Here is a 23,908-nt window from a genome sequence, read left to right on the forward strand (position 1 = left end):
TTTGACACAGCTTCAGAAAAAGTGTACCAACTTAGCGAGGAATATGCTGTAAAAAATAAAAGTGTAATTATTATGCCCTCATTTCCGAAGATCGTCAAATCCATTTTGAAGTAACTGAGCGGTTACGATGATCCGGTTCTAAACTCGCAATTATTTTTCCAAACCCGGCTAACGTATGTCCTAGACCAGAGTTGAACGAGTATGCGAGCCTTGTTTTATCGTCCGAATAAAGCAGGGATAAACGTTAATATGTCCACATTTTCAAAAGCCAATAAACACCGTCAGGATGGATACTTTCATCGGATTTATGCTCATCTGATTCAGCACGTCAAACGCAAGAATCCAGCTTGAGAGCAGATGCTATTCCCGATTGATTCAACCGTCATCACCTTGACAAGCCAGCTATTTGGGTAACAAGGATACCATCAGGTAAAGCTGATGACTGGATATAATTTAACGCAAGAAAGTACAAGTGCATGCAGGATTAACTTTGGTCAAGATCATGATGCTTATTTCAACAGTGAAATTCTGATGCTGATTCCAGACAATGCGATAGCAATTATGAATAGAGGTTTTATGGATTGGAACTTTCTAGAGCAGCTAAGTCAGACAAAAACATTATTTTTAATGCGAATTAGGGATAATATGAAAACCGAGCTTAATCATCATCGCCATCGAGTTATTAGATTTTATGATATTGATAGTGGGGTCGAGTTTCGTTTAGCGACCAATGTTCCAGACTTGAGTGATGAAGAGGTTAGCGAATTTTATCATCAAAGATGGGAAATTGAAAATCTTTGGAAGTTTCTATAGAGCAAAGCTCGTTCGCAGAAGATGCATTTATCCCTAGATAGACTGATTATCAAAAATGTGAATGGTGTCACGATACAAATTTATATGATTCTGATTTTATATCTCATCTTGAAGTTGATAGATATTCCTGTTTGCTATGGTCGTACTTTATTAGATAAATTTCGATATTTACAACTATAGCGTTACTCATTTAGGGTGAGATGGGGGCAAGCCAGAAAATGCTTTATGAGTAGTCTTTTTGACATTTCTACTCTCTCAGAACAGTCTGCGTAACGCTATAGAACTCAGTCGAAAATGCTCATTGTTTATTGGAGCTTTGATTGGATGCCAGAGGTTTTTATCGCTTGATTTGTTAAGTCTTATGTCTTGGTTCAACGCTTCTGGAGCAATGCATATGGACTTTACAGCTTTACAACTAGTTCCCCGCGTGTCTCAGAAAACATCCAAAAAACTTATCTCAGTAATATCAATACGCATATAGCAATCCGTCTTCATTTGTGAGACTGTTTGATCATCGCTGCCTTTGGTAAGGATTGGCCTTTCTTTAAGCCTAGGGTTAAGTCAAAATTTATCAGACACAAATAATCTTGAGCTAATCTCATGAATCATTACTGTTTGCTATAGTATTTAAGGTGAGAAGAATAATAGCAAGAATAAATTTCTGATCATTCTCAATTCTTAAAGATTTCATAACCTGATACTGGCTGACATTGGGGGCAAAAATGGGCCGAGCGACCACTTAAGCGTATTTGTTGAATCGGAGTTTGGCAGATTCGACAAGGTTCTTTTCTGCGCCCATAAACCCAGGCCTGGCCTCCATAGTTCCCATTAATTCCTTCTAGGCTTGTAAAGGTATTAAAGGTTGTCCCTCCAACCGCAAGGCTTAATTGCAAGACGGCTTTGATTTTTTGGTGGAGGGTTTGGATTTGGACAGGGGTGAGATCACAGCAGCGGGCCTGGGGATGAATTTGGGCTAGGAATAGGGCTTCATCGGCATAGATATTGCCAACCCCCGCAATCATGGCCTGGTCAAGGAGGGCGTTTTTAATCGGTTTACGGGGCTGTTGGAGTTTTCCAGCTAAATAAGAGACCGTAAAATCTGGCCCCAAGGGTTCTGGCCCCAGGCCGGCTAAGGTTGGCATCAACTCCGGTAATAAGGCTTGATCCGGGAGCCACCACATTTGCCCAAAGGTGCGTTGATCCACAAAGCGGAGTTCCTGCCCTGACTCAAAAAAGAGCCTGACCCGGGTATGTTTGGCAATAGGAATGTCTTGGGACAACCAAAAAAGCTGGCCCGTCATCCGTAAATGGACAACTAACCAGCCCCTTGGATTGAGTTTGCCAATGAGATATTTTCCCCGCCGCTCCCAGGCCTGGAGGGATTGCCCAATTAATCCTGAAATAAATTCATCAGGAGCAAGAGGATAGGCGACTGTTTTTGGATAGAGAACTTCTCCCCCTAAAATCGGAACATCAAGGGTCAATTCTGCTAAACCACGACGTACCGTTTCAACTTCAGGCAGTTCCGGCACAGGGCTTAACCCAACAGACTCGCTAAGGTATTGAGCAATTGAGAGGGATTGTGGTTATTTTTTCTTGGGTGCTTCAACTTCGACAACTTCCGTCAACGCAAAGTTGTTGGTATTCACACCACTAGCACTGCCACTGAAGCCAGTGTAATTAACCTTGTCGAACCGGACAATCACCGGGTATTTAATCCCACTTTGATCCACGGACGCGACCGTACCAACTTCATTGTACCAGTAAGACTCTGGACGTAGGATTTTTACCTTAGAACCACGTTGAACCATGAATCTATCCTTATTAAAACGGATCAATAGCTATAAGCCTACTATGGCTGGGTAGGAATCTGAGATCTGTTGTAGCAAGGTTTCATAAAGGTTTACAGAATCAGCCTGCCTAACCCGATAAACTCAGGCCTGGAGTATTCTGAAAGCAGGTTAATAACTCCGTGATAGAAGAACGTTATTAGAACAACTATGGCGAATGGGTCAAGGAACTGGGCCTGGACATCTGACTGGCTAAGGCTATTGCTGCTTCTGGCTGGGGGTAGTTGCGTTGGCCTGATTTGGCCGGCATATCCCTTGAACGTTGCCCAGGCCCAAGCCTCTCATCCTTCAATAGCCCAACTTCAGGCAGAACTTCCCCCGGTCAGTCAGTTTGCCGATGGGACGGTTTTTTTTAATCAAATCCCCCAGTTCCTTGGGGCCAAGACCTATGACCCAATCACATTTACCTTTCGCCCCAAATATTACTTTACCCTCGTCGTCCCCGCCACGAGCCTAGTTCCCCTCAGTCGCGTTCAGTTTAAGCAAATTTCAGGCAATAGCACGATTGAATTTTTACCCGGCCTGAATCAAGCTCTCATCAAGGGTAGCTCCAGCCCGATTACCATTACGCAAGTACCCAATACACCCGCCCGCACCAATGAGTTTCTGCTTGAGCCAGCCATTCAACCCGGCCAAGAAGTTACCCTTATTCTGACTGCGACCCGGAATCCAACTGTACCTGGGGTATATTTATTTGGGGTTACGGTTTATCCCCTGGGTGAAAAGGTAATTGGCAATATGACCGGCACCGCCCGGCTTCAGTTTCGTAATCCCGGCCTGTTGTTTTAGGGAGTTATCGTCCCCTTGCAGTTTTTTGCCCGTAGATATTGGCAGTGGTTTTTGGGGATTTTCATCCTGGGCCTGGTTTGGGGCTGTCAGAACATTAATTTATCCCCAGGCCCGGCCGAGCCATCCCAGCAAATTGTCATTGGCACTACCTCGCGGATTCGGACTCTCGACCCGGCCGATGCCTATGAAGTCCTAGCTGGAAACCTGCTGACCAATTTGGGGGATCGCCTCTATGCCTATGGAGCCGATGGTGTCACCCTGGAACCCCAATTAGCCACCCAAATGCCTGAGATCAGTCCAGATGGGCGGATCTATCGGATTCCAGTGCGACAAGGGGTACGGTTTCACGATGGCACACCCTTTAATGCGGCGGCGATGGTCTTTTCTCTGCAACGGTTTATGGACAATGGGGGACAACCCGCAGGACTGTTGGCCGGACGCGTGAGCAAAATCCAAGCCACAGGGGAGTATGAGCTAGAAATTCACCTCAAGGAACCCTTTATTGCCTTTCCCGAATTACTCGCCTTCAGTGGTCTCTGTGCGGTTTCACCCCAGGCCTATCGAATGGGCAAAGGAGAATTTAACCCAACAACCTTTGTCGGAACCGGCCCCTATCGCCTAGTCAGTTATCGCAGTGATGCCTTGCGTTTGGCTCCTTTTGCAGACTATTGGGGAACATCGCCCCGTAATTCAGGCGTAGATATTCAAGTGTTTTCCAGTAGTGCCAATCTCTTTAATGCCTTTCGCACCGGAACTGTTGATCTGGCCACCCCCCCCCTCGATCCGAATCAAGTTCAAGTGCTAGTTCGAGAGCAGGCCCAGGGACAATGGCAGGTTTTACGGGGGCCGGGGAATGTCATTTCTTTACTCTCGATTAACCTTCGCCAACCCCCTTGGAATCAACTGGGGGCCCGCCAGGCCTTGGCTGCCAGTATCAATCGGCAACGTCTCCAAGCACGAGTTTTTCTTGGCCAGGCCCTGCCTCTTTATTCCCTGATTCCGACTATTTTTCCCGCCAGTCAACCTGTGTTTGAGCAATTTTATGGCACGGGTACACCAGCAGAAGCAGGACAATGGCTAAAGCAAGCGGGGTTTTCAGAGGCTAATCCCTTAGTGGTTAATCTCTGGTATCGGGCCAATATTCCCAGTAATGTCTTGGCGGCAACGGTGTTTAAGGCCTCTTTGGAACGGGATTTGGGGGCAGCCGTGCGAGTGGAGTTGGATAGTACAGAATCTGCCACCATTTACCGCAACTTAGACACAGGTGCTTATCCCCTCGTAATGCTGGATTGGTATGGAGATTTTTATGACCCCGATAACTATCTAGAGCCGTTTCTGACTTGTGAAGAGGGAAATTTACAACAGGGGTGTCAGGTGGGGGCCAGTGCATCTTGGGGATCGTTTTTTTATAGTCCCAAAGCCAATGAATTGATTAACCAAAGTCGCCAAGAAGCGGATCCCAGTCGCCGCCGCCAGATTTTCCAGGCCCTCCAAGAACTCACCGCTGCACAAGTTCCTTTTATTCCCCTCTGGCAAAATGAAACCTATCTCTTTGTCCGTAACACCGTCCAAGGGGCACAATTAAATCAAACCCAACAGTTTTTGTTTTCCCCCTTAACCCAAAGAACACTGCCTGCCGCATCACCTTCAAGCCAATAAATGACTGAATTACTGATCAGTAAGGTTCTGATAAAATCCATTTCTCTCTTAGTAATCACTATCTGCCACGCAAATTCCCTGACATTTAATTCCGTTTGTCGCGGTGCGTAAACAATGGGGACAGAGAATTTTTTCAGATTCGTTGCTGGTGATGCTCTCAGCGGGCCTGGGGCCTGGAATCTGGGGCTGATTTTCTGGCATGGTTGTTGGATTGAGTTAATGAGGCAACGTAGAGAGACTAACCCCTCATGAGTAAAGATAAACTTCGCCAGGAATTCCTTCAACAACGCCAGGCCCTAGAGAGGGATATTTGGCAAAGTAAAAGTCAGAAAATTTGTCAGCGCATCCAGGCCCTCCCTTGGTTTATCGAAGCCTTGACCATTCTTGCTTATATCCCCCACCAACAGGAGCCAGATTTAAGCGGATTATTTCAGACCTACAACACCTGTAAAAAATGGGGCTTACCACGGACTCAGGGTCAGGTCTTAGTTTGGCATCGGTTTTGGCCTGGTCAAGCACTGCAGTTACGCCCAGATCGCTATGGGATTCTCACACCTCCAGCCGATTTTCCGGTGATTTTAGCGGCAGAAGTAGATTTAATCTTAGTTCCCTGTGTGGCGGTGGATCGGCGAGGCTATCGGTTAGGCTATGGGGGCGGCTTTTATGACCGGATGTTGGCGGAACCGGCCTGGCAATCTGTTAAAACCTTGGGGATTGTCTTTGATTCGGCTTGTGTGGAGATATTACCAACCCAGGCCTGGGATATTCCCTTAAATGGTTATTGCTCTGATCAAGAAACAGCTATTCTTACGCCATAGTCATGACATCTAGAATCCGGAGATGAGAGGTTATCTCAGACAATAGGTTCAATCCTAATTTTAGATCGCGGGTATTATCTGCCTTTTTGATGGGGAAAATCTAGCTCCCCTGTGTATGTCGATTAGAACGGACTGGTGACCGTAAAACTAAAGTCTATAAGTATTGCTGTATATGGATTCCCATTGAGATTGACTGAGTAGTTACCCTCACATCTACCCTCAAAAAGTTTTGCTTGGGAAGATAGGAGAGTAGAGTTTTTAAGATACTGCCGGGGTTAAATTCCCTGTCTTAGGCGTTTCATCTACCAGCCCCAGAACTGGTATGGACAGTTGAGGATGTCAGCCTTTATTTGGTTGTCAGTGTTTGAAGGTTCATTCAAACATGGGACGATCACCAATGAAATTTGTTTGTTATTGAATAACCCAGGCCCTCACCTGGGTATTTTTTTAGGCACGGTCAAACCATAGGACTTTAATCACTCCACTACCTACTAGCGTCACCAGTCCCACAATGAAAGCCCATAGCCGCCCATCAGTAGAGCGTTGCTGAGTACGAAGCTCGTTAACGTCATCCCGAAGTTCAGAGCGTAGGCTATCAACCTTGTCATCAAGAGCTTTTATCTCAGCCTTGACGATGGCAATTTCAGCCCTGACCGTCTTAAATTGCTCCTCCGTTTTAACAATGTGAACATCCAGCTTCTTATCAATGGATTGCAGCAAGTCCATGATCTGCTTGGCTTCACTGGCAGTCATCACATCACTCATTAGCTTTCTCCCTTGGGTTTACGCACCCGTTTTTGAACTGATGGAGCTGCTGCATTGCCAGTCCCCACAGTGGCAACATCCAAGCCCTCGGTCGTTTTACTTGGGGAGTCTAATGATTGCTCCAATGTTTGCCGATATAGCTTGATAGCTTGCCTTGCGTGGTAGCTGCGACCTTCAGGCAAAGTATTAAGCCAATCAACATCTTGTTTTCGTAGCCGTACCGTTGCCGCCGCTGTCTCTCCAGGTTTATCTGGGGCAGATCTGTCAGCAAGATTTTTTAGGCTGCGCTCGTTTATTTTTCTGGACACTTCTAAAGGATATGGATTAGGTACACATCCATATAAGCATATTTAGGCGTTTTCGATGTACACCGATAATAAACCCTAATCTAAAACAGCTTATAATTCGATGTATACTACGATATGCAATAAATTGCAAAGAGAAGGCACTACCGCCAAGCAACACCTTCCCATCACCCACTAAGAGGCTTTTCAATTATGACCACTAAATCTGCTACTGACCTCATCTACACCGCCGCTAACGCCGCCCGTATCCTTGGCAAACGGTTTCAAGGTTTACAGATTCAAGTCTGGTTTAACTGCGTTTACGTCCACACTAAAGGGCAATTCTCCCGCTTCATTTCTAAAGCATCCTTTAAGCAAATGTTTGTAGATTTCCGCAAAGCTGGGGCCAAAGCCTTAACCGTCACCGCTAACTTATTCGTTCCTAACACTTTCAAAGTTCGCAATGGAACTAAAGACACTGCCTACGATGTCTTGATTATTGAGAAAAATATTACTTGCGGTTGTGAAGATTACAACAACCAAATGGAAGCCTTTAATAAAGGGGTTTGTAAGCATGGTTATGCTGTCTTAAACCATCTCGGCTACAACTCCTTAGCCGATTATGTAAGAGCCTAAAACGCTCTAATGGGGAAGCTCCTAGCCTCTCTCAAGTAACAGAATTTCAATCATTTAGGAGCAAGGTAATGACTTATTCGCAATACTTGGATCAGCTTCGTGAGCAACAAGATGAGGAACGCGCCGCCGCTGAGTTAGACCGTGAACAATTCATGTTTGATGACAGCCACGAATCTGAATACTGGGATTGTCTTGAATGTCTGCCACCACCTGAAGTTTTAGAAGATACGCCGCAATAGTTTAGATGCCCCTGGGGATGGGCTAATATCCCCCGCTAAATTGCCCCTAGAACACTTGGAGAATGAACAATGAACGCAACCTTGCCTAATCCGCCCAGATACGGATAAATATCATGCTCTAAACGCCGTAAATTTTCCTTGGCACTACTCTCTGCCCACTGAGATTGAAACTTACTGAACCACTCCTTAGCGACAACCTCAAAGCGACTGGATTCACTGGCAACCTTAGCTGCTTTAGTAGCTTGTCGCTCCTTAGAGGGGTCAATGCCCCGATCCAAAAGCCGTTTACAGTCTGCTAGTGCCGCCCGCGCCTCGGATAAGGTGACAAAGGGGTAAATGCCCAAACTGATCAGCTTAAATTTACGCTCGTAGCGATACCTGAACCGCCATAACTTACTTCCCTTGGGAGTGACTTCTAAGTAAAGCCCATAGCCATCTGCTAACTTTTGAGTCTTATCGGTTGGCTTTGCTGTTCTACAAAGCAAGTCAGTCAGTTTGTGGGTAGCCATATCTGAGACTGCATGAACTACCCTCGATACTACCCTCAGATAGCTTAGATTATGTTAGACAATATGAGACTGACCAAGACTAAAAGTAATGCCCTAATGCTTATACAGCAGGGCTTTATAGACATTCTCAGACTGTCTCAGATTGTTCTTTTACGGGACTGACGGGGCTCGAACCCGCAACTTCCGCCGTGACAGGGCGGTGCTCTAACCAATTGAACTACAGTCCCTTGGTTGGTTAAATTAGGCGATCTTTAGTATTGCGATAAATGGGGAGCTTTGTCAAATGCTGTTGCGCCCAAGACTAGCCTAAGCGGCTGTGAGGATTTTTTGGACAATTTGCATTCCTGTCACCGCTTGCCAACCAAAGAGAGCCGTTAAAACAATGTTCAAAAAAATATGACTGTAGCGAGCAATATCGTTTCCCTTTTGCAAAAATGGTGTCAAACTAGCCGAAATAGCAATCACCCCCGTCATACCCAGGCCAACGAGTAAATGGGGGCCGACAAACAGTTTGCCATTATTGAGGTAAGTCACGCCCATGCCGCCAATGGTACCTAAAACCATAAATGCCAGCAGGATCGAGCTAATTTGGTGATGTCGAAGATTATATTTGGCCTGGATCAGTTCTTTTTTAGCATCCTTGTCTGCTGTCCTTGTCCGCCGAATTTGAATTCCCAAGTACATGGCATAGAGGGTTAACCCCAACAAAACCCACATCAAAACAGGGTGAGCAAAGGTAAGGAGCGTTTTCAGAGTTGGATCAAGGTTCATAGTTTTCAATCCCAAATGGGAATCGGCAGAAGGGTCAAAACTGTAATAAAACTTATCATAACCCGAGTTTGAGATCAGTAAACAGCTGCCGCCAAGTGAGAGAAAGAGGTTTCAGGCAAGACCAGGTGGGGCAGAAAAAGTAAGTTCTATTTCCTATCTTGTAGGGAGATAATAACCGTACAAAAGTGGCTCATCGAAAACTCCTGGGTCTGTAGAGCTTCCTCGTTTGAAAAAAACCGTCTTGCTCTGCACGCAAGCTATAGGGCGGTGGAGTATGTCAACAATTGCTCCATTCCGGTTGTCTGGCCCCGCTGCCTGGTGAGGATATTCTTATTGATTATTGACCTTAGTCATAAAAGCTCCAACATGGCCCCAGGCCTGGTCAATTTGTTGGTATAGGTCTGCTAGTGTCCCCTGATTGTCGAAAACCCAATCAGCTTGCTTGATTTTTTCTGACAGTGGCATTTGGCTTTGGACTCGGGCTATGGCCTGGTCAAGTGTGAGATGATTCCGTGCCATGAGGCGACTTAACTGTAACTCTGGGGCGAGGGCTACAACCCAAACCAGATCCACCAGATCCCTCATTGCTGCCTCAAATAATAGGGGAATCACCATCACAACTTGGTCATGAGTTCCTAACAAGGCCTGGGCCTGGATGATCAGTTGCTGACGGACAAACGGATGAATTTGGGACTCTAGCCATTGCCGTTCTTGCGGATTGTTAAAAACAAGATTTCCTAGGGTTTCCCGCCGTAATGCCCCATGCTGATCTAGGACTCCAGGGCCAAAATGCACCTGAATCCTTTGCAAAATCTCACTTCCAGGGGCGACTGCCTTCCGGGCCAAGTCATCAGCATCCAGAATTGGGACAGCATGGGCCTGGGCTAAATAGTGGGCAACGGTTGATTTACCTGTGGCAATGCCGCCGGTAATTCCCAGTACAGTTTTGTTAAAACCCTTACCCCTTGCGGACTCTGACATCTTCACAGGCGAAATCAAACCGGCTAACTTAAGATAAAATACCGATAGATTGTCTTGATTCTATCTACCCTGCTATGGTCAATGCATACTCTCCACTAGCTGTAGTAGAAACTATTTCTTGACAATAAATTCATTTACAAAGTCGTCTGAGTTGTTAGCCGGGAATCCCAGCGCAATTCGGAGGATTTTTATTAATGAAGAACGCCAGTGATTACCTAAATTAGTTGAAACAATTAAATACTATCGAGGATAAATCATGACCCTACCCGATATTAATGATGTGGAAGCATCCGTCCAGGATTTGTTATCCCTGGCCAAAATTGAAATGGAAGAACGCCGCCTCCAGCAGGAACGGGAAGAACAGATTGAGCGAGCCACAAAGGAAATTCGTGAACGCCTCCAGCCGCTCCTAGAACAGGTAGAATCATCCCTGAAAGTCTTTACAGAACAGGGATTTACCGACAGCATCAATTACAAAAAACTCCAGGAAAAAGCAGCAGAACTCCGGGAGAAAATTGCCGATGCCCCTACCCTGGCAGTGCTTAATGTCGAGCAACAAATTATTCTCAATGAAGAAAGACTCCTCAACGAGCGCACCAGTGAACAACTCAATGCTTGGCGGCGACAACTCAAAGAGGACTTACTGGAGATGATTGAGGAGCAGGATGACTTTTTTACCGCCACAGATGCGGCCATTGCGATTCGGGGCTACGTGGCAGACTTGAAAGCGATTAACGCCCTGGACGAGATCGTCATGGCCCTGATGGATCGGATTAACTCCCTCAGTAAAGAAGGGGCAGTAGCAAAAATGCGCGGTTCCTATGAAAATAGCTTGAACTTTATCTATCACAAAGCCTTAGACAATCGCTCTAAGATTGAACGGCCCTACGAAATTCAGCCTAAAGTCCGGCATCGTCCCTCGGATAAGCGCCCCAATCCCTATAGTGATCTGGCCGGAAAAGTGGTGGTCTTTGGGGGGCATGATCGCCTAGAAACGGCAGTCCGCAATCGCCTGAGAGACTCGGGTGTGACCTTGGTGTGGTGTACGGCCCAGGCCGGCCCCCAGTTGATGGAGCAAGCTGAATCTCACGTGAGTTCCGCTGATTTAGTTATTGTTGTCACCGGATATGCCAGCCATAAACTGACGGAGAAGGCGATGAAGTCGGCTGAAAAATGTGGCAAAACCGTTGAGATGATCAACACCACGGGAATGATTCGCTGCTTGGAAGCCATTGAAGTCGGCCTGAAAACTCGCCTGCTGGCCCAACGCTTTGCGTCCTAAGCCTTGCATGGATTGAATTACTCAGATGCGGCTAGGGGGAGCCTACAGAAAAAGGTTGATCAGCAATACTACTGGGATTTCTAGGGTTCTAGGGTAGTGCTCGGTCAGATTCTCAAACTAGAGTTTTTGAGGGGGTTCTAAAAAGCCGTAATGGGCCATCCCTTCTAAAATTCCCCCAGCATAGTGGGCCTGGGCAAAATAGATGCTGTCGTGTTTTTTGAGTTTCTGCAATTCAGGACTGTGATTACCCACCACTACAGCCAAGGTATTGCCCATCAACATTTGTTCATCATTGCCAGAATCACCAGCCACGATTAAATTTCCCATCGCAAAGTTCCATTTGAGGGCAAAGTAGCGGAGGGCATCCCCCTTGGAGGCGCGCAGGGGCAGTAGGTCTAAAAATTGCTCATGGGAATATATGCCTTGGACATGGAGTTTTTGTCGTCTGAGGTGGCGGAGAATTTGGGTTAGGGTGGGGGCCAGATCAGGATCAACTAGGTAGCTAATTTTATGGGGACGTTGATTTTCTGGGGCTTGTAGGGTAATGCCGGGAAAGTCAGCCATGGCCTGTCGGACTAAATCGGGCCGCCAACGGTAATTGATATGGTGCTTCCAACTGGTATCGGGGGTGAGTTTGGGCCCGTAATAAATTTCACTACCTACAGATGTAATAAACACATCCGGCCAGGGGACAGCCCAGGCAGCCAAGATTTCAATGGCACTTTCGAGATGGCGGCCTGTGGCGACTCCAAACCCCAGATTTTTATCCTGATCTAGGGCTGCAATTAACTCCCGCAGGCTCTCGGGATCTCCCAGCAAGGTATTGTCAATATCGCTAATTAACATCCGATCGGTTTCTAAAAGGTGATGGCGAACCGGAGGGGGCGGGGTGAGGGTGAGGAGTTGGCGGACAGGGTTGAGGAGAGAAATATTGGTGCTGGTGGAAAGCTGGCGAATTTGTTGGAGATACTGTTCAACGTGGCTCGTCCAAGCATAGTGTTGGCGGACTCCAGCTATTCCCTGGGCTGACCAGACCTGCCATTGTGCTGGGTTTTTGAGGGCTTGGTGCAGGGCTTGGCGAATGTCCTCCGGGTTGAGTGGGTCAAACAACAGGCCATTGTGACAATGGGCAATAATATCCCGTGGCCCCCCATCGGCCGTGGCTAAAATCGGTAAACCACAGGCCCCGGCTTCAATCAGGGTTAGGCCAAAGGGTTCCGTCAGGGCGGGATTGATGAATACCCCATGTAAGCGGGCGGCTAAACGATAGAGTTCGGGGACATCATCGGCCTGGTGGGTTTTGGGATAGGCCACTTTGCCATAGAGGTCATAGCGATCAATCAGCAGGAGTAACTCTGTTAAGACCTGTTTGGGGCCCGTTTCACTTTTGGCGATGTCCTGGCGGTTGCCCAACACTAAAACTAAGTTGGCCTGGGCCTGTAAGTCTGGATCTTCCCCATAAACTTTCACCAAAGCGGCCACGTTTTTCTTGGGTACTGGCCTGGACAAACACAAAATCATCGGCTTTTCCGGCTCTAGTAAAAACCGCTCTAGCTCGGCCTGGATTGGAATCGGGGGTAAAACATCATCCCGGTTGTAGGGATAAAAGCGACTAATATCCAGGCCTGGGGGAATCACCACCATCTGCTGTGGCCGATAATGATCGTATTGACGGTACTGCTCTTCAATTTCTTGGTGGGTACTGGCAATGACCAGATCCGCACTGCCTAAGGTACTTTCCTCGGCCTCAATCCGGGTGGCAAAATGGAACTGCTCCTCAATGACATCCGCCTTAGCCCCCTGAGCCAGCATCCGTTGCCGTTTAACTCGGCCGAGAGAATGACCTGAAAAGACTAATGGCACACCCAACCAACCCGCAACCCGACAGCCCACATAGCCGGCATCGGCATAGTGACTATGAATCACACTGGGTTTATGGGCCTGAGTCCGGAGATATTTCAATAATTCATCGGCAAAGACATCGAGATAGGGCCAAAGAACTTCTTTGCGTAAATAACGGCGGGGCCCACAGGCTAAACGGATAATTCTGGCTTTTTCTGAGAGGGGTTCCATGGCCTGGGCATAGTCAGGGCTAACTTTGGGATCATCCACCAGGCGCGTCACTAAATCCACTTGGGCCACTTGCGGATGTTTAGCCAGTTCTCGGGCTAGTTCTACCACATATTTGGTTTGTCCCCCCGTATCTGCATCTCGCCCCAATTCCAGATTTTGGCCTCGAATCAGACCATGGACACTGATTAACACGAGGTAAAGGGGATGGTCTTGGATCATGATTTATAGTACCGCTGCCAGCATGTTGCTCAGGGGGTAGAGGGCCAGTGATGCCCACACCGGCTTTCTGACCAAAGATCAAGATACTCCTGAGCTGAATATAATCCGCCCATGCGAGCTGCAGTTCTCCAGATGAAACGACTTCCCCTCTTAGAATAAAGCCAGGCCCCTCCGCTGTCTTGTTGGACAATTATTGAATGTCTCCCACCGCCTCTTTACCCAGTACCTCCCAGGACATCCTCGAAGCTGCCCGCCACCTCCTCTATAACAAGGCTCTGGTCTATTTCCAGGGCAAACCCATTGGTACTATTGCCGCACTTCCCCAAAAAGTTCGCAACTACAGTAATGGTCAGGTATCTGTCTCAATTCCTGGTCAAGATTTGAACTATACGGAGGTGTTTATTCGGGATAATGTCCCCTCCATGCTCTATTTTTTGGTGGATGATCGTCCCGAAATTGTCCGGAATTTTCTCGATATTTGCCTGAGTTTACAAAGTCAACAGCCCCAGACTGCCGGTATTTTTCCCACCAGTTTTCATGTGTCCGCCACAAAACTGACCGCGGATTATGGGCAACGGGCGATTGGGCGAGTTGTTTCTGTGGATGCGACGTTGTGGTGGTTAATTTTGGCCCAGGTGTATTGCCAGTGGACTCAGGATTGGGGATGGGCAGCCCAAGAAACAGTCCAGCAGGGACTAAAACAGTTTTTGCGCTTGATTTTACATCCAGGGTTTCGGGAAGCCCCTACCCTGCACGTGCCCGATGGTGCGTTTATGATTGATCGTCCTTTAGATGTTTGGGGCGCGCCCTTAGAAATTCAGGTGTTATTGTATGGGGCGTTATTGAGTACAACCCATTTAATATTACAGGGGCGAGGGCGAGAACTTCAGGATGAGGAACATCAGCAGGTGGAGCAGTCTTTAGATTTAGCAATTCGCTTACGCCGCTATCTCCTCAAACATTATTGGCTCAATTCCCGGATTGTCCAAATTCTCCGCCGCCGCCCGACCGATTTGTATGGGGATCAAATTGTCAATGAGTACAATATTCGCACTGAAACCATTCCCCACTGGCTGCAAACTTGGCTGGGGGATCAAGGGGGCTATTTGATTGGTAATGTTCGGACGGGTCGCCTAGATTTTCGGTTTTTCACCTTGGGTAATTGTTTAGCAGCGATTTTTGACCTGCTGCCCCGCCCCCAACAGAAAGCCCTGTTTCATCTCATTGCGCGCAACCGCGATGAACTCTTTGCCGAAATGCCGCTGCGGATTTGCCATCCCCCCTTAGATGATGAGGATTGGCGGAATAAAACGGGTTACGATCCGAAAAATAAGGTCTGGTGTTATCACAATGCGGGGCATTGGCCCTGTTTATTTTGGTTTTTAGTCATTGCGATCTTACGGCAAGAATCTCCCACTGATGAATTAGTTGCCGACAGTTATGCCTATCATCGTCTCCTCAAGGACGGTTACGAAACCCTTTTATCCCGTTTACCGGAACAACAATGGGCCGAGTATTTTGACGGGCCCACCGGGGTTTGGATTGGTCAACAGGCCAGAGCCTATCAAACTTGGACGATTACTAGCCTGCTATTATCGGAGCATTTCCTCATTCGCAAATCCGCAGATAAACAGATTATGAACCTACCCTCCTTGGGCTCCTTAATTCGGCAAAAACAAGAACTGCAAGCAGGATAGGGTGACTCATTTAAGGAATGTCAGAAGCGACTTGGGGGCAGTTAATCATCATCACCCTAGCAGGGTTGCTCATCACAGTCTCGATAATATGATGGCCTAGGGCTGGGCTGGGGGTAGGGTTTGGCAGTGTTGATGAAGGTTTCCGTAGTAGGCGAGCGCCCGATATTGGGTCAGGGTGCAAGTTTGGGCATTTAACCAGGCCTGTTGTTCCTTGATGGAGGTTTGGCTGCTTTCTAAAAGTTGACTCAGGAGGGATTGACGATCCGGGCGAATCCGCACGAGGGCATAGTCACCTTGAATATTGGCAGCTTTAGCCAGGGCTTCTAGGGTTTGGGGGCGGTTACGGGTGCCATCAATTAAGCCATAGGCTTGGGCCTGCTGATTGCCAAAGATCATCGCCCCCATTTTGGTGCGGAGGGTTTCCGGTTTAATCTGCCGGGCCTGGGCGACATGGTTGACAAAATTGCTGTATTCCTGATCCACACCGGCCTGGAGTTGTTGCAGTTCTTCCGGAGTTGGCCGCCGAAAGGGATTGCCGAGATCTTTGCCCCGTCCCCCGGAAATCGTGACTGATTCAATGCCGCCCGTGGTGGTCACGCCCCCGCCAAGTAAGCCCTCGTTAATCGCTGTCGGTTGATTGTAGTAGGTAAGATTTGGCCCCAAGATACCAATACTGCCCACATAGCTGCCATAGTCGGCATAAATTTTATCGGCCCCCACCATGGCCCAGACGCCCCCAGAGGCTGACAGTCCCTCAACAAAGGCATAGACTGGATGACCTGTTTTTTCCTGATAGGCTTTGATGCCGTCATAGATGGCCTGGGAGCCAAAGATGGTGCCGCCGGGGGTAGTGATTTCCAGGAAGACGGCCTTAATGGTTTTGTCATCAGCGGCTTTTTTGAGGTCTGCCTGAATGTCATAGCCATAGGTAATCCCCATCAAGCTGCCAAAGTTAAAGGGATCATTCCCCTCCGTTGGGCTACCGAGGATGGGGCCGTTGATATTAATTTTTAAAATTCGCTGCTGACTGCTTTCTGTGCCGGAAATGAATTCATAGGGATCGCTGTCCTTGGCCTGGTCGCCCCCGAGTATCAAGCCTAAAATCACAATCAAGACCGTTAAACCTGCGCCAATCACCGCCAAGCTCATAAACAAGCTGAAGGTGCCAAAGAAGATACTGCTCATTTGTCGGAGGGTAGTTGGCCAAAAGGGGGGTAATGGGTCGCCAGACTTACTCATGGGGTGTCCTACATATCAACGTCAATAAAAGAGGGAAACCTCCTCTAAGATAGCGGGGATAATCCCTCACGGCCGATGGGGTCTGCCTCAGTGGGGGTTAGACTTTCGGGGGCCGCTAAGGGTTCATCCCAACGGGAGCGCAGACTGATCAGGGCGGTTTTAATGACTACGGCAATCGGCACAGCCACCACCACTCCCAACAGGCCGCCCACCTTGGCCCCAGCTAAGATCGCCAGAAACACCCAGACTGGATTCAGACCGGTGACACTGCCAATAATCCGGGGGGCAATGAGGTTTTCTAAAATCTGCTGCAAGATAAACGACCCCGCCAAGACCCGTAGCCCCAGCCAAGCATCCTGTAAAGTCACGAGTAAGGTCACAGCAATAATTCCCACCGTGCCGCCAAAGGGAACCAGAGCCATGATCCCAATCGTGATCCCAAAGAGGAGGCCAAAGGGAACCTTCAGAAATAGGAAAATACTCACCAGGCCCACCCCCATGCACGTCCCCAGAATCAGTTGCCCGATAAAGTAATTTTGAAAACTACTGCGAATAGTTTGGGAGGTGCGCCCACGCATGGGACTAGGAAGCCAAGTAACGAGACTATCCCAGAGTTCATCCCCATGCTGAAGGAGATAGAAGGTCAAAACAGTAGTTAGAATCACGTTAATAACTACATCAACCACACTGCTGACGGTTCCGAGGAGGAGATTGAGGGCTTCCCGAGCTACGGCCTGGAGTTGTTCTTTGAGGCGCTCCAGAAGTTGATTGGCAAGGGCATCCACATCGACAGTGATCGGTAAATTTAAGGTATCCAACCACTGACCAAACTCTAAGAGCCGCTGCTGCCCTGAACCGACCCACTCCGGTAAGCGGACAACCAATTGCTGGGCCTGGTTCAAGACCACCGGCACTAAGGTCACACCCAGGCCAGCCAGAATTAACAAAGTCAAGAGAAAAACAACAATGGCGGCTGGCCCCCGTAAATTCCCTTGGGATTCAATCCAGGTGACTGGGTAATTCAGAATAAAGGCCAGGAGCGAGGCGAGGACGAGAACACCGACCAAGGTGCCAAAGTAACTGGAAATTGAAGCAAAGGCCCAAAAATTCAGGGTAATGATCGGCCCGGTTAAACCAATAATTAACAGACGCGTTGGTAACGATAGCTGCTGCCACCAATTAAAGCCGTGGGACTGGGCCATGACCACACTCCAAAAGGACTGCTCTTATTATTCACCAGCCTATTACCCTTCCGGCAACCTTCTAGGCGAACTTCAGTCCGTGGGAGCGGGACACTGTTTGCTAAAATGTCATGTTGGGCCATCCAGCCGTTGCCAGGCCAAATCCAAATCCTGTCAAACACTACTCATTTACTAATTTTCAACCAAAAATTATGCCAAAGGTTCTTGTTTCCGATCCGATTGAACAGGTGGGTTTAGATTTGTTGGCGCAAGTGGCCCAGGTGGATGTCCAAACGAATTTATCTCCAGCGGAATTAGTGGCAATTATTCCTGGCTATGATGCCTTGATGATCCGCTCTGGAACCAGGGTCACGGCGGAAGTGATCGCGGCGGCCAATCAACTCAAAATTATTGGTCGGGCCGGTGTGGGGGTGGATAATGTGGATGTCCCGGCGGCGACGCGCAAAGGCATTGTCGTGGTTAACTCCCCAGAAGGCAATACAATTGCAGCGGCGGAACATACCCTGGCGATGATGCTGTCCCTAGCCCGTCACATTCCCGATGCCAATGTCTCTTTGAAAAGCGGGGCCTGGGAGCGCAAACCATTTACCGGCGTTGAAGTGTATAAGAAAGCTCTAGGGGTGATTGGCTTGGGGAAAATTGGCTCCCATGTAGCAACGGTAGCGCGGGCGTTGGGAATGCGGATTTTAGCTTACGATCCCTATCTTTCGATTGAGCGGGCAGAGCAGTTGGGCTGTCGGTTGGTGGAGTTGGATGTGTTGTTCTCAGAATCTGACTTTATTACGCTCCATTTACCGAAAACCCCGGAAACCCAGCATTTAATTAATGCCGCAGCCTTAGCCAAGATGAAGCCCACTTGCCGGATTATTAACTGCGCCCGGGGTGGGATTATTGATGAGGCGGCCTTGGCGGCTGCCTTAAAAGCGGGAAAATTAGGCGGGGCGGCCCTGGATGTGTTTGAAACGGAACCCCTGAGGGAATCCCCCTTGAAAGACCTGGGCCTGGAGACCATTTTGACCCCCCACCTCGGAGCCTCCACCGAAGAAGCCCAGGCCAATGTGGCGATTGATGTAGCGGAACAAATTCGGGATGTCCTGCTGGGTTTGCCGGCCCGGTCGGCGGTGAATATTCCGGGATTGCGCCCAGATGTGCTGGAAAAGCTCACCCCCTATATGCAACTGGCGGAAACCCTGGGGAATTTGGTTGGGCAGTTGGCCGGTGGGCGGGTGGAGTCCCTCGAAGTTCGGTTACAGGGTGAATTAGCCACTAACGATAGTCAACCGATTGTAATTGCTGCTTTGAAAGGATTGCTCTCTCCAGCCCTACGGGAGCGGGTGAATTATGTCAATGCTGGCCTGGAAGCCAAGGAGCGGGGTATCCGGGTGGTGGAAACACGGGATTCTGATGAACGGGACTACACAGGCTCATTGCAGTTAATTGCCAAGGGGCCCTTGGAAACTCGCTCTGTTACGGGGGCCTTGTTGGGGGCCGATGAGTTACGGATCACCAGTATTGATGATTTTCCGATTAATGTGCCGCCGACTCGTTATATGTTGCTGACCGTACATCGGGATATGCCGGGGATTATCGGTAAAATTGGCTCACTTTTGGGGAGTTTTAATGTCAACATTGCCAGTATGCAGGTGGGGCGGAAACTGGTGCGGGGCGATGCGGTGATGGTGCTCAGTATTGATGACCCCTTACCGGAGGGCCTGCTGACGGAAATTACTAAGGTCTCTGGGATTCGGGATGCCTATATCGTTAATTTATAAGTCAAGGTTTGCTGATTAAGCCGTAGGTTTGCGCCGTGATTAGTCGCTGGTGGGAAGTTAAGGTCACAGTGCCGCCAGTTAACTCGGAACAACGGGAACTTGCGGAAGAAACCATCTATTGGCGACTGCAAACCTTTGGCTGCCAGGGCATGGCCACAGAATACCAGGCCAGTACCGGCTTAACTATTCGGGCCTATTTGCCCCATCACCAGGCCAGTTTGTTGGATATTTCGGCCTTAGGGGTTTGGGTGCAACAGGATGTGATGGGGTTAAACCAGGCCCCGCCGCGGTTGCAATGGCAGTTGGTGGATGAAGAAGACTGGGCCCACAGTTGGCAACAATATTGGCATCCTCAGGAAATTGGTGAGAAGTTTTTGGTTTGCCCGGCCTGGTTAACGACACCCCCACTCCATGAGCGATTTTTAATTCTCCTCGATCCAGGCATGGCCTTTGGCACGGGCACTCACCAAACTACACAGCTTTGTCTGGAAGCTTTGGAAATGCAACTGGATGATACCTTTGAACCCCTGGGAGCTTTGACCTTAGCCGATGTTGGTTGTGGCAGTGGGATTCTCTCCGTCGCTGCTTTGTTACTGGGAGCAGAATTTGTCTATGCCCTGGACTTAGATCCCTTAGCGGTACAGGCCAGCCAGGAGAATTTTACCCTCAATCATCTCAAACCGGAGCAGTGGTCTGTTGCGGAGGGGAGCATTGAAACAATTCCTCAACCCGTTGATGGGCTGATCTGCAATATTTTGGCGGATGTGATTATCTCTCTAGTGCCGAAATTAAATGGAGTGACAAAGCCGGGGGCCTGGGGGATTTTTAGCGGCTTGCTGCTGTCCCAAGCTCCCGAGGTAACTACGGCCCTGGAGGGCATTGGCTGGACGGTTACTAGTGTTTGGCGGCGGGATGACTGGTGCTGCTTAAATGCCCTGCGCGCAATCGAAATGGGATAGCTGGCCTGGGGGCGTTAGAGTTGGGCTTGATAGGAGGGACAGTCTTGGCAAGGCCCCCTTGGGTTGACCGCACAGCGTAGGATTGGTGACTGGGCGTTAAAAATACAGGTACTATCCCCAATTACCCAGGCCCCATTGACGAACCGCCGCTCTCCATCCTCAGGGGCTGTCTGCACATAAAGGGCAATTTTATTCAGTTGATAGCGGCCAGCCCGGAGTTGATAGCGATGTCGCCGTTCCAAGACCGTATAGGTTTGCCCCTGATGATCCAAGTAAGACCCTGGCTGGGGAGTCCAATCCAAATACACTTGCCCTAAGACTTGCCGGGGATTGACGAGATGGAGTTCAGTCGGGAGGTCAGCCGGAGTCATGTCAACAGCCAAAAACTGGTCTTTTCATTAAACGCCATTATGCCCTTGTTATTTCTTTTTTCCCAGTCTGACAACCCAGCCGTCTTGCTACTTGATGACGCGCAGGCCAAGGGTCTCTGATCAATGTGAACAACGGCTTAGGCAATAATTGTGCCGCGATTTTGGGTTTATGCTGGGGTTAGGTTTTAGAACATCTATCCCAGACGTGATCCAATGGAAATATCTAGAACAATGGGATTTGGCTTATTAGTGACCACGACTTTAGCACTACTCCAAATTGATTTGCCTAGGGTGACTGGTGCAAACTTAGCCATTAATCAGACCGTGGCCTGGTCGCAGCCCAACCCTGCTCGCAGACGGATTGCTGTTTTAGACTTTGAATTTGCCAGCACTGGTCTAACTGGGGCAGGATTAGGCAGTGGCGATGGTAGTTATGGCCCCTCTAAAGGCGTTAGTGACCTCTTGACCAATAAGCTGGTTCAAAGTGGCAATTTCATTGTTGTTGAACGTAGTCAAATCGAAAAGATTATTCAAGAACAAAATCTTGGGACTGCGGGGCGGGTGGATGCAGCAACAGCAGCCCAAATCGGTAGAATTCTTGGGGTTGATGTTGTTATTTTAGGTTCGATCACGAAGTTCAACGTCGAACAAAAACAATCCGGGGGCTTTGGGGGGGTTGGCATTGCGGTTTCGGTGAATGAATCTAAGGCCAATGCCATTGTCCAACTCACAGCCCGCTTAGTTAGCACCAGCACTGCCGAGATTTTAGCTGTAGCTCAAGGGGAGGGACAAACTTCCAAGCGGGAGAATCAAGTGTCTGTGGCTGGATTTGGGGGCGGGTCAAATACCAATAATATTGATTCTTTATTGAGTGGGGCAGCAGAGATAGCGGTGAGTCAGTTGGTGACAGAAATCAACAGTAATGCCGAGAAAATTAGCCTCCTGCCAGCCGTCCAACCCTCTCTGAATGCGGTCATTGCCGATGTGACGGGGGCGCAAATTACCCTCAACCGCGGTGGGAATGATGGCTATCGTCCAGGGATGAAACTGCGAATCGAGCGGGTTGTCAAAGAGGTCAAAGACCCCACCAATGGCCAAGTTTTACGAACCATTACGCAACCCATCGGACAAATGACCTTAACGGAGGTGGATGCTCGCTCATCCCTCGGGATTGTGAACTCTGGAGTCGGTATAAAAGTTGGTGATGTCGCCAAACCGATTTCGGCCTCGCCCTAGGGGATCACGAACTTTTTGCAGGTCATAGCCTTCATCCTCAGTTAAATAATGCTGAATTGTGATTCTGTTTTATTAAGATTAAGGGTGTTATTGCCAACTTCGGTAGCCGCCGCGACCCGGCCAGGCCTGGAGATGAATGTTGAATCTATCCAAAGTTTGGGGCAGTTGTCTTGAAACGCTTGTCTTTACCCCGTCAGTTCAATCCACAACTTCTTGGTGTTGCGGCCCTCTTTCTCTTGATTATGGGCATTGCCGCCGGGATCGTCAGTGGCAGTTGGGGGTTACTGCCGATCATTCTCTTGGGTTTGGCGGGCGGACTGCTCCTGGCCTGGTTAGTGATGCAAGCCCGAATTTCCCCTGGATTCTGGGGACGGCGTTCGACCCAAACCAGTGCCAATAACCTTTTGTCTTTAATTGCTGTTCTGGCTCTTTTAGGGATCCTCAATTTTCTTGGGGTGCGCTACGGAACCCAATTTGATCTGACAGAAAACCAGCAGTTTACCCTGGCCTTAGAATCTCAGGAGGTTCTCAAAGAGCTAAAACAGCCAGTTAATATCCTCGTTTTTGAGAGCAATCCCCCCAGTAGCCAGCGTCTGCTTTTGGAGCAATTTCAACGCCAAAGCCAAGGGAATGTGAGTTTTCAATTCATTGATCCGACTGAGCAACCGGGGTTAGCCAAAAAATTTAATATTCAACAAACTGGGGCAGTCATTCTCGAGTCCGGGAATCGCAGCCAGCCCCTAGAAGGAGAACTAAAGGAAGCCAACCTCACCCCTGCCTTGGTTAAAGTGACTGGAGATCAAACCACCCGAGCCTACTTTACCCAGGGTCATGGCGAGTTACCCTTGTCTGGGGGCAATGACAGTCTCTCCCAGGCCGTGGATGTTTTAAACAAGCGCAATGTCCAAAGCGAACCCCTGAATTTATTGACAAATCCCCAAGTGCCAGCCGATGCCAATGTGGTGATTGTGGCTGGGCCGCGCCAACGTTTCCTGGCCCCAGAGGTTACTGCCTTAGAAAACTTTCTCAAAGGGGGGGGAAGTGTCCTGTTGATGTTGGATCCCGATGTGACGACTGACCTGGAACCGCTTCTCAATGCTTGGGGCGTAAAACTAGATAACCGCTGGGTCATTGATGGGTCTGGGGTGGCACAACAGGTGGGCCTGGGGCCAGATACGGTGGTGGCCTTTGACTACGGGACTCATCCCATTACCCAAAAATTTGCCCAAGGCCCCGCTCTTTTTCCCAAGGTACAGGCGGTCTTAGTGGCTCCCAATCCAAAAGATACGGTGGTAAATCTAGTTAGCAGTAGCCCGCAAACCTGGGCAGAATCAAATTCGCAGGCCGAGAGCTTTAGTTATGATGCCAACCAAGATCAAATCGGCCCCTTAGCCTTGGGGGTAGCCATTACTCGTGAACTCGCACCTCAACATCAAGCAAATGGAACCAAGCCCGAAGATGCCCGTTTGATTGTGTTTGGAGATTCTGGTTTTGCCAGCAATAGCTTCTTTGAACAGGGCATTAATGGCGATTTATTTGTCAATTCCATTCTTTGGTTAGGGGAACGGGATGATCAACCCCTGAGTATCCGGTCCAAAGATGCCACAAATCGCCGTCTATCCCTGAGTGTGGCTACGAATCGCTGGGTGATTTTGATTAGTATTTTATTGTTGCCGCTGTTGGGATTTGGGATGGCGGTCGGGGCCTGGTGGCAACGGCGGTGATCTCCCTGCTGACTATTAAT

Annotated in this window: 22 protein-coding genes, 1 tRNA gene and 1 pseudogene; 12 read left to right on the forward strand and 12 right to left on the reverse strand. The window is 48.8% G+C overall.

Features of this window, described 5'->3' with window-relative positions; all coding sequences use genetic code 11:
• The first annotated feature begins 114 nt into the window (after positions 1-114).
• Positions 115-993 (forward strand): annotated as a pseudogene (locus RIF25_RS16305) (transposase).
• Between the two features lie 491 nt (positions 994-1,484).
• Here RIF25_RS16305 and RIF25_RS16310 read toward each other — a convergent pair.
• Together RIF25_RS16310 and RIF25_RS16315 are read right to left on the reverse strand one after the other, a co-directional pair.
• Entirely contained in the window at positions 1,485-2,345 is an 861-nt protein-coding gene (locus RIF25_RS16310; protein WP_322879578.1) for a DNA-formamidopyrimidine glycosylase, read from the reverse strand.
• A gap of 54 nt (positions 2,346-2,399) precedes the next feature.
• On the reverse strand, positions 2,400-2,624 hold the full coding sequence (locus RIF25_RS16315) for a photosystem I reaction center subunit IV (RefSeq protein WP_322879579.1): 225 nt from the start codon (positions 2,622-2,624) through the stop codon (positions 2,400-2,402).
• Between the two features lie 189 nt (positions 2,625-2,813).
• Between RIF25_RS16315 and RIF25_RS16320 the strand changes: the two genes are divergently transcribed.
• A complete protein-coding gene (locus tag RIF25_RS16320; RefSeq protein ID WP_322879580.1) occupies positions 2,814-3,452 on the forward strand; it encodes a DUF2808 domain-containing protein in 639 nt (212 codons plus the stop codon).
• 15 nt (positions 3,453-3,467) lie between these two features.
• Positions 3,468-5,111 (forward strand): ABC transporter substrate-binding protein, encoded by a 1,644-nt coding sequence (locus tag RIF25_RS16325; RefSeq protein ID WP_322879581.1) that lies wholly within the window; start codon positions 3,468-3,470, stop codon positions 5,109-5,111.
• A gap of 48 nt (positions 5,112-5,159) precedes the next feature.
• Here RIF25_RS16325 and RIF25_RS16330 read toward each other — a convergent pair whose 3' ends face one another.
• Positions 5,160-5,312, reverse strand: a complete 153-nt coding sequence (locus RIF25_RS16330) for a hypothetical protein (RefSeq protein ID WP_322879582.1) — start codon at positions 5,310-5,312, stop codon at positions 5,160-5,162.
• A gap of 47 nt (positions 5,313-5,359) precedes the next feature.
• Between RIF25_RS16330 and RIF25_RS16335 the strand changes: the two genes are divergently transcribed.
• Positions 5,360-5,929, forward strand: coding sequence for a 5-formyltetrahydrofolate cyclo-ligase (locus RIF25_RS16335; RefSeq protein WP_322879583.1), 570 nt, complete (start codon positions 5,360-5,362; stop codon positions 5,927-5,929).
• A 447-nt stretch (positions 5,930-6,376) separates the two neighbouring features.
• Here RIF25_RS16335 and RIF25_RS16340 read toward each other — a convergent pair whose 3' ends face one another.
• Complete coding sequence (locus tag RIF25_RS16340; protein WP_322879584.1) at positions 6,377-6,694, reverse strand: mediator of RNA polymerase II transcription subunit 4; 318 nt, start codon at positions 6,692-6,694, stop codon at positions 6,377-6,379.
• A gap of 497 nt (positions 6,695-7,191) precedes the next feature.
• On the opposite strand from RIF25_RS16340, the gene RIF25_RS16345 reads away from it, so the two are divergent.
• A complete protein-coding gene (locus RIF25_RS16345) occupies positions 7,192-7,614 on the forward strand; it encodes a hypothetical protein (RefSeq protein WP_322879585.1) in 423 nt (140 codons plus the stop codon).
• Between the two features lie 68 nt (positions 7,615-7,682).
• A complete protein-coding gene (locus RIF25_RS16350) occupies positions 7,683-7,853 on the forward strand; it encodes a hypothetical protein (RefSeq protein WP_322879586.1) in 171 nt (56 codons plus the stop codon).
• Between the two features lie 35 nt (positions 7,854-7,888).
• Here RIF25_RS16350 and RIF25_RS16355 read toward each other — a convergent pair whose 3' ends face one another.
• The 4 genes from RIF25_RS16355 to coaE form a co-directional block, all read right to left on the reverse strand.
• Positions 7,889-8,362, reverse strand: coding sequence for a tyrosine-type recombinase/integrase (locus RIF25_RS16355; RefSeq protein ID WP_322879587.1), 474 nt, complete (start codon positions 8,360-8,362; stop codon positions 7,889-7,891).
• 153 nt (positions 8,363-8,515) lie between these two features.
• Positions 8,516-8,589, reverse strand: a tRNA-Asp gene (locus RIF25_RS16360).
• Positions 8,590-8,668: 79 nt separating this feature from the next.
• Positions 8,669-9,133 carry a DUF4079 domain-containing protein gene (locus RIF25_RS16365; protein WP_322879588.1) on the reverse strand — a complete coding sequence of 155 codons (465 nt, stop codon included), beginning with the start codon at positions 9,131-9,133 and terminating at the stop codon, positions 8,669-8,671.
• A 330-nt stretch (positions 9,134-9,463) separates the two neighbouring features.
• Entirely contained in the window at positions 9,464-10,114 is a 651-nt protein-coding gene (gene coaE / locus RIF25_RS16370) for a dephospho-CoA kinase (RefSeq protein WP_322879589.1), read from the reverse strand.
• Between the two features lie 256 nt (positions 10,115-10,370).
• Here coaE and RIF25_RS16375 point away from each other — a divergent pair, with 256 nt between their 5' ends.
• Positions 10,371-11,396 carry a DUF2325 domain-containing protein gene (locus RIF25_RS16375; RefSeq protein ID WP_322879590.1) on the forward strand — a complete coding sequence of 342 codons (1,026 nt, stop codon included), beginning with the start codon at positions 10,371-10,373 and terminating at the stop codon, positions 11,394-11,396.
• A 117-nt stretch (positions 11,397-11,513) separates the two neighbouring features.
• On the opposite strand, the gene RIF25_RS16380 is transcribed toward RIF25_RS16375, so the two are convergent.
• On the reverse strand, positions 11,514-13,688 hold the full coding sequence (locus RIF25_RS16380; RefSeq protein ID WP_322879591.1) for an HAD-IIB family hydrolase: 2,175 nt from the start codon (positions 13,686-13,688) through the stop codon (positions 11,514-11,516).
• A 197-nt stretch (positions 13,689-13,885) separates the two neighbouring features.
• Here RIF25_RS16380 and RIF25_RS16385 point away from each other — a divergent pair, with 197 nt between their 5' ends.
• Positions 13,886-15,385 (forward strand): glycoside hydrolase 100 family protein, encoded by a 1,500-nt coding sequence (locus RIF25_RS16385; RefSeq protein WP_322879592.1) that lies wholly within the window; start codon positions 13,886-13,888, stop codon positions 15,383-15,385.
• Positions 15,386-15,481: 96 nt separating this feature from the next.
• Here the strand turns inward: RIF25_RS16385 and RIF25_RS16390 are convergent, their stop codons facing one another.
• Both RIF25_RS16390 and RIF25_RS16395 read right to left on the reverse strand, forming a co-directional pair.
• Positions 15,482-16,624: a S49 family peptidase gene (locus tag RIF25_RS16390; RefSeq protein ID WP_322879593.1), complete on the reverse strand. Its 1,143-nt coding sequence runs from the start codon at positions 16,622-16,624 to the stop codon at positions 15,482-15,484.
• 44 nt (positions 16,625-16,668) lie between these two features.
• A complete protein-coding gene (locus tag RIF25_RS16395; RefSeq protein WP_322879594.1) occupies positions 16,669-17,826 on the reverse strand; it encodes an AI-2E family transporter in 1,158 nt (385 codons plus the stop codon).
• Between the two features lie 191 nt (positions 17,827-18,017).
• Here RIF25_RS16395 and serA point away from each other — a divergent pair, with 191 nt between their 5' ends.
• Positions 18,018-19,598 carry a phosphoglycerate dehydrogenase gene (gene serA / locus RIF25_RS16400; RefSeq protein WP_322879595.1) on the forward strand — a complete coding sequence of 527 codons (1,581 nt, stop codon included), beginning with the start codon at positions 18,018-18,020 and terminating at the stop codon, positions 19,596-19,598.
• Positions 19,599-19,633: 35 nt separating this feature from the next.
• Positions 19,634-20,557 (forward strand): 50S ribosomal protein L11 methyltransferase, encoded by a 924-nt coding sequence (prmA, locus tag RIF25_RS16405; RefSeq protein ID WP_322879596.1) that lies wholly within the window; start codon positions 19,634-19,636, stop codon positions 20,555-20,557.
• Positions 20,558-20,571: 14 nt separating this feature from the next.
• Here the strand turns inward: prmA and RIF25_RS16410 are convergent, their stop codons facing one another.
• On the reverse strand, positions 20,572-20,928 hold the full coding sequence (locus RIF25_RS16410; RefSeq protein ID WP_322879597.1) for a DUF6464 family protein: 357 nt from the start codon (positions 20,926-20,928) through the stop codon (positions 20,572-20,574).
• A 213-nt stretch (positions 20,929-21,141) separates the two neighbouring features.
• Between RIF25_RS16410 and RIF25_RS16415 the strand changes: the two genes are divergently transcribed.
• Complete coding sequence (locus tag RIF25_RS16415; RefSeq protein ID WP_322879598.1) at positions 21,142-22,164, forward strand: CsgG/HfaB family protein; 1,023 nt, start codon at positions 21,142-21,144, stop codon at positions 22,162-22,164.
• A 170-nt stretch (positions 22,165-22,334) separates the two neighbouring features.
• The gene (locus tag RIF25_RS16420; RefSeq protein ID WP_322879599.1) at positions 22,335-23,888 is read left to right on the forward strand and encodes a GldG family protein; all 1,554 of its coding nucleotides are present in this window, start codon (positions 22,335-22,337) and stop codon (positions 23,886-23,888) included.
• Positions 23,889-23,908: the final 20 nt, after the last annotated feature.

This window comes from Pseudocalidococcus azoricus BACA0444 (genome assembly GCF_031729055.1).
Lineage (GTDB): Bacteria > Cyanobacteriota > Cyanobacteriia > Thermosynechococcales > Thermosynechococcaceae > Pseudocalidococcus > Pseudocalidococcus azoricus.

Bases quoted from the DNA above. Each gene is read 5' to 3' on its own strand.
- RIF25_RS16315 (WP_322879579.1), bottom strand. From the start codon at position 2,624: ATGGTTCAACGTGGTTCTAAGGTAAAAATCCTACGTCCAGAGTCTTAC.
- RIF25_RS16355 (WP_322879587.1), bottom strand. From the start codon at position 8,362: ATGGCTACCCACAAACTGACTGACTTGCTTTGTAGAACAGCAAAGCCA.
- RIF25_RS16335 (WP_322879583.1), top strand. From the start codon at position 5,360: ATGAGTAAAGATAAACTTCGCCAGGAATTCCTTCAACAACGCCAGGCC.
- RIF25_RS16330 (WP_322879582.1), bottom strand. From the start codon at position 5,312: ATGCCAGAAAATCAGCCCCAGATTCCAGGCCCCAGGCCCGCTGAGAGC.
- RIF25_RS16385 (WP_322879592.1), top strand. From the start codon at position 13,886: ATGTCTCCCACCGCCTCTTTACCCAGTACCTCCCAGGACATCCTCGAA.
- RIF25_RS16380 (WP_322879591.1), bottom strand. From the start codon at position 13,688: ATGATCCAAGACCATCCCCTTTACCTCGTGTTAATCAGTGTCCATGGT.
- RIF25_RS16390 (WP_322879593.1), bottom strand. From the start codon at position 16,624: ATGAGTAAGTCTGGCGACCCATTACCCCCCTTTTGGCCAACTACCCTC.
- RIF25_RS16415 (WP_322879598.1), top strand. From the start codon at position 21,142: ATGGAAATATCTAGAACAATGGGATTTGGCTTATTAGTGACCACGACT.
- RIF25_RS16395 (WP_322879594.1), bottom strand. From the start codon at position 17,826: ATGGCCCAGTCCCACGGCTTTAATTGGTGGCAGCAGCTATCGTTACCA.
- serA (WP_322879595.1), top strand. From the start codon at position 18,018: ATGCCAAAGGTTCTTGTTTCCGATCCGATTGAACAGGTGGGTTTAGAT.
- RIF25_RS16410 (WP_322879597.1), bottom strand. From the start codon at position 20,928: ATGACTCCGGCTGACCTCCCGACTGAACTCCATCTCGTCAATCCCCGG.
- RIF25_RS16350 (WP_322879586.1), top strand. From the start codon at position 7,683: ATGACTTATTCGCAATACTTGGATCAGCTTCGTGAGCAACAAGATGAG.
- coaE (WP_322879589.1), bottom strand. From the start codon at position 10,114: ATGTCAGAGTCCGCAAGGGGTAAGGGTTTTAACAAAACTGTACTGGGA.
- RIF25_RS16345 (WP_322879585.1), top strand. From the start codon at position 7,192: ATGACCACTAAATCTGCTACTGACCTCATCTACACCGCCGCTAACGCC.
- RIF25_RS16340 (WP_322879584.1), bottom strand. From the start codon at position 6,694: ATGAGTGATGTGATGACTGCCAGTGAAGCCAAGCAGATCATGGACTTG.
- RIF25_RS16365 (WP_322879588.1), bottom strand. From the start codon at position 9,133: ATGAACCTTGATCCAACTCTGAAAACGCTCCTTACCTTTGCTCACCCT.
- RIF25_RS16375 (WP_322879590.1), top strand. From the start codon at position 10,371: ATGACCCTACCCGATATTAATGATGTGGAAGCATCCGTCCAGGATTTG.
- RIF25_RS16320 (WP_322879580.1), top strand. From the start codon at position 2,814: ATGGCGAATGGGTCAAGGAACTGGGCCTGGACATCTGACTGGCTAAGG.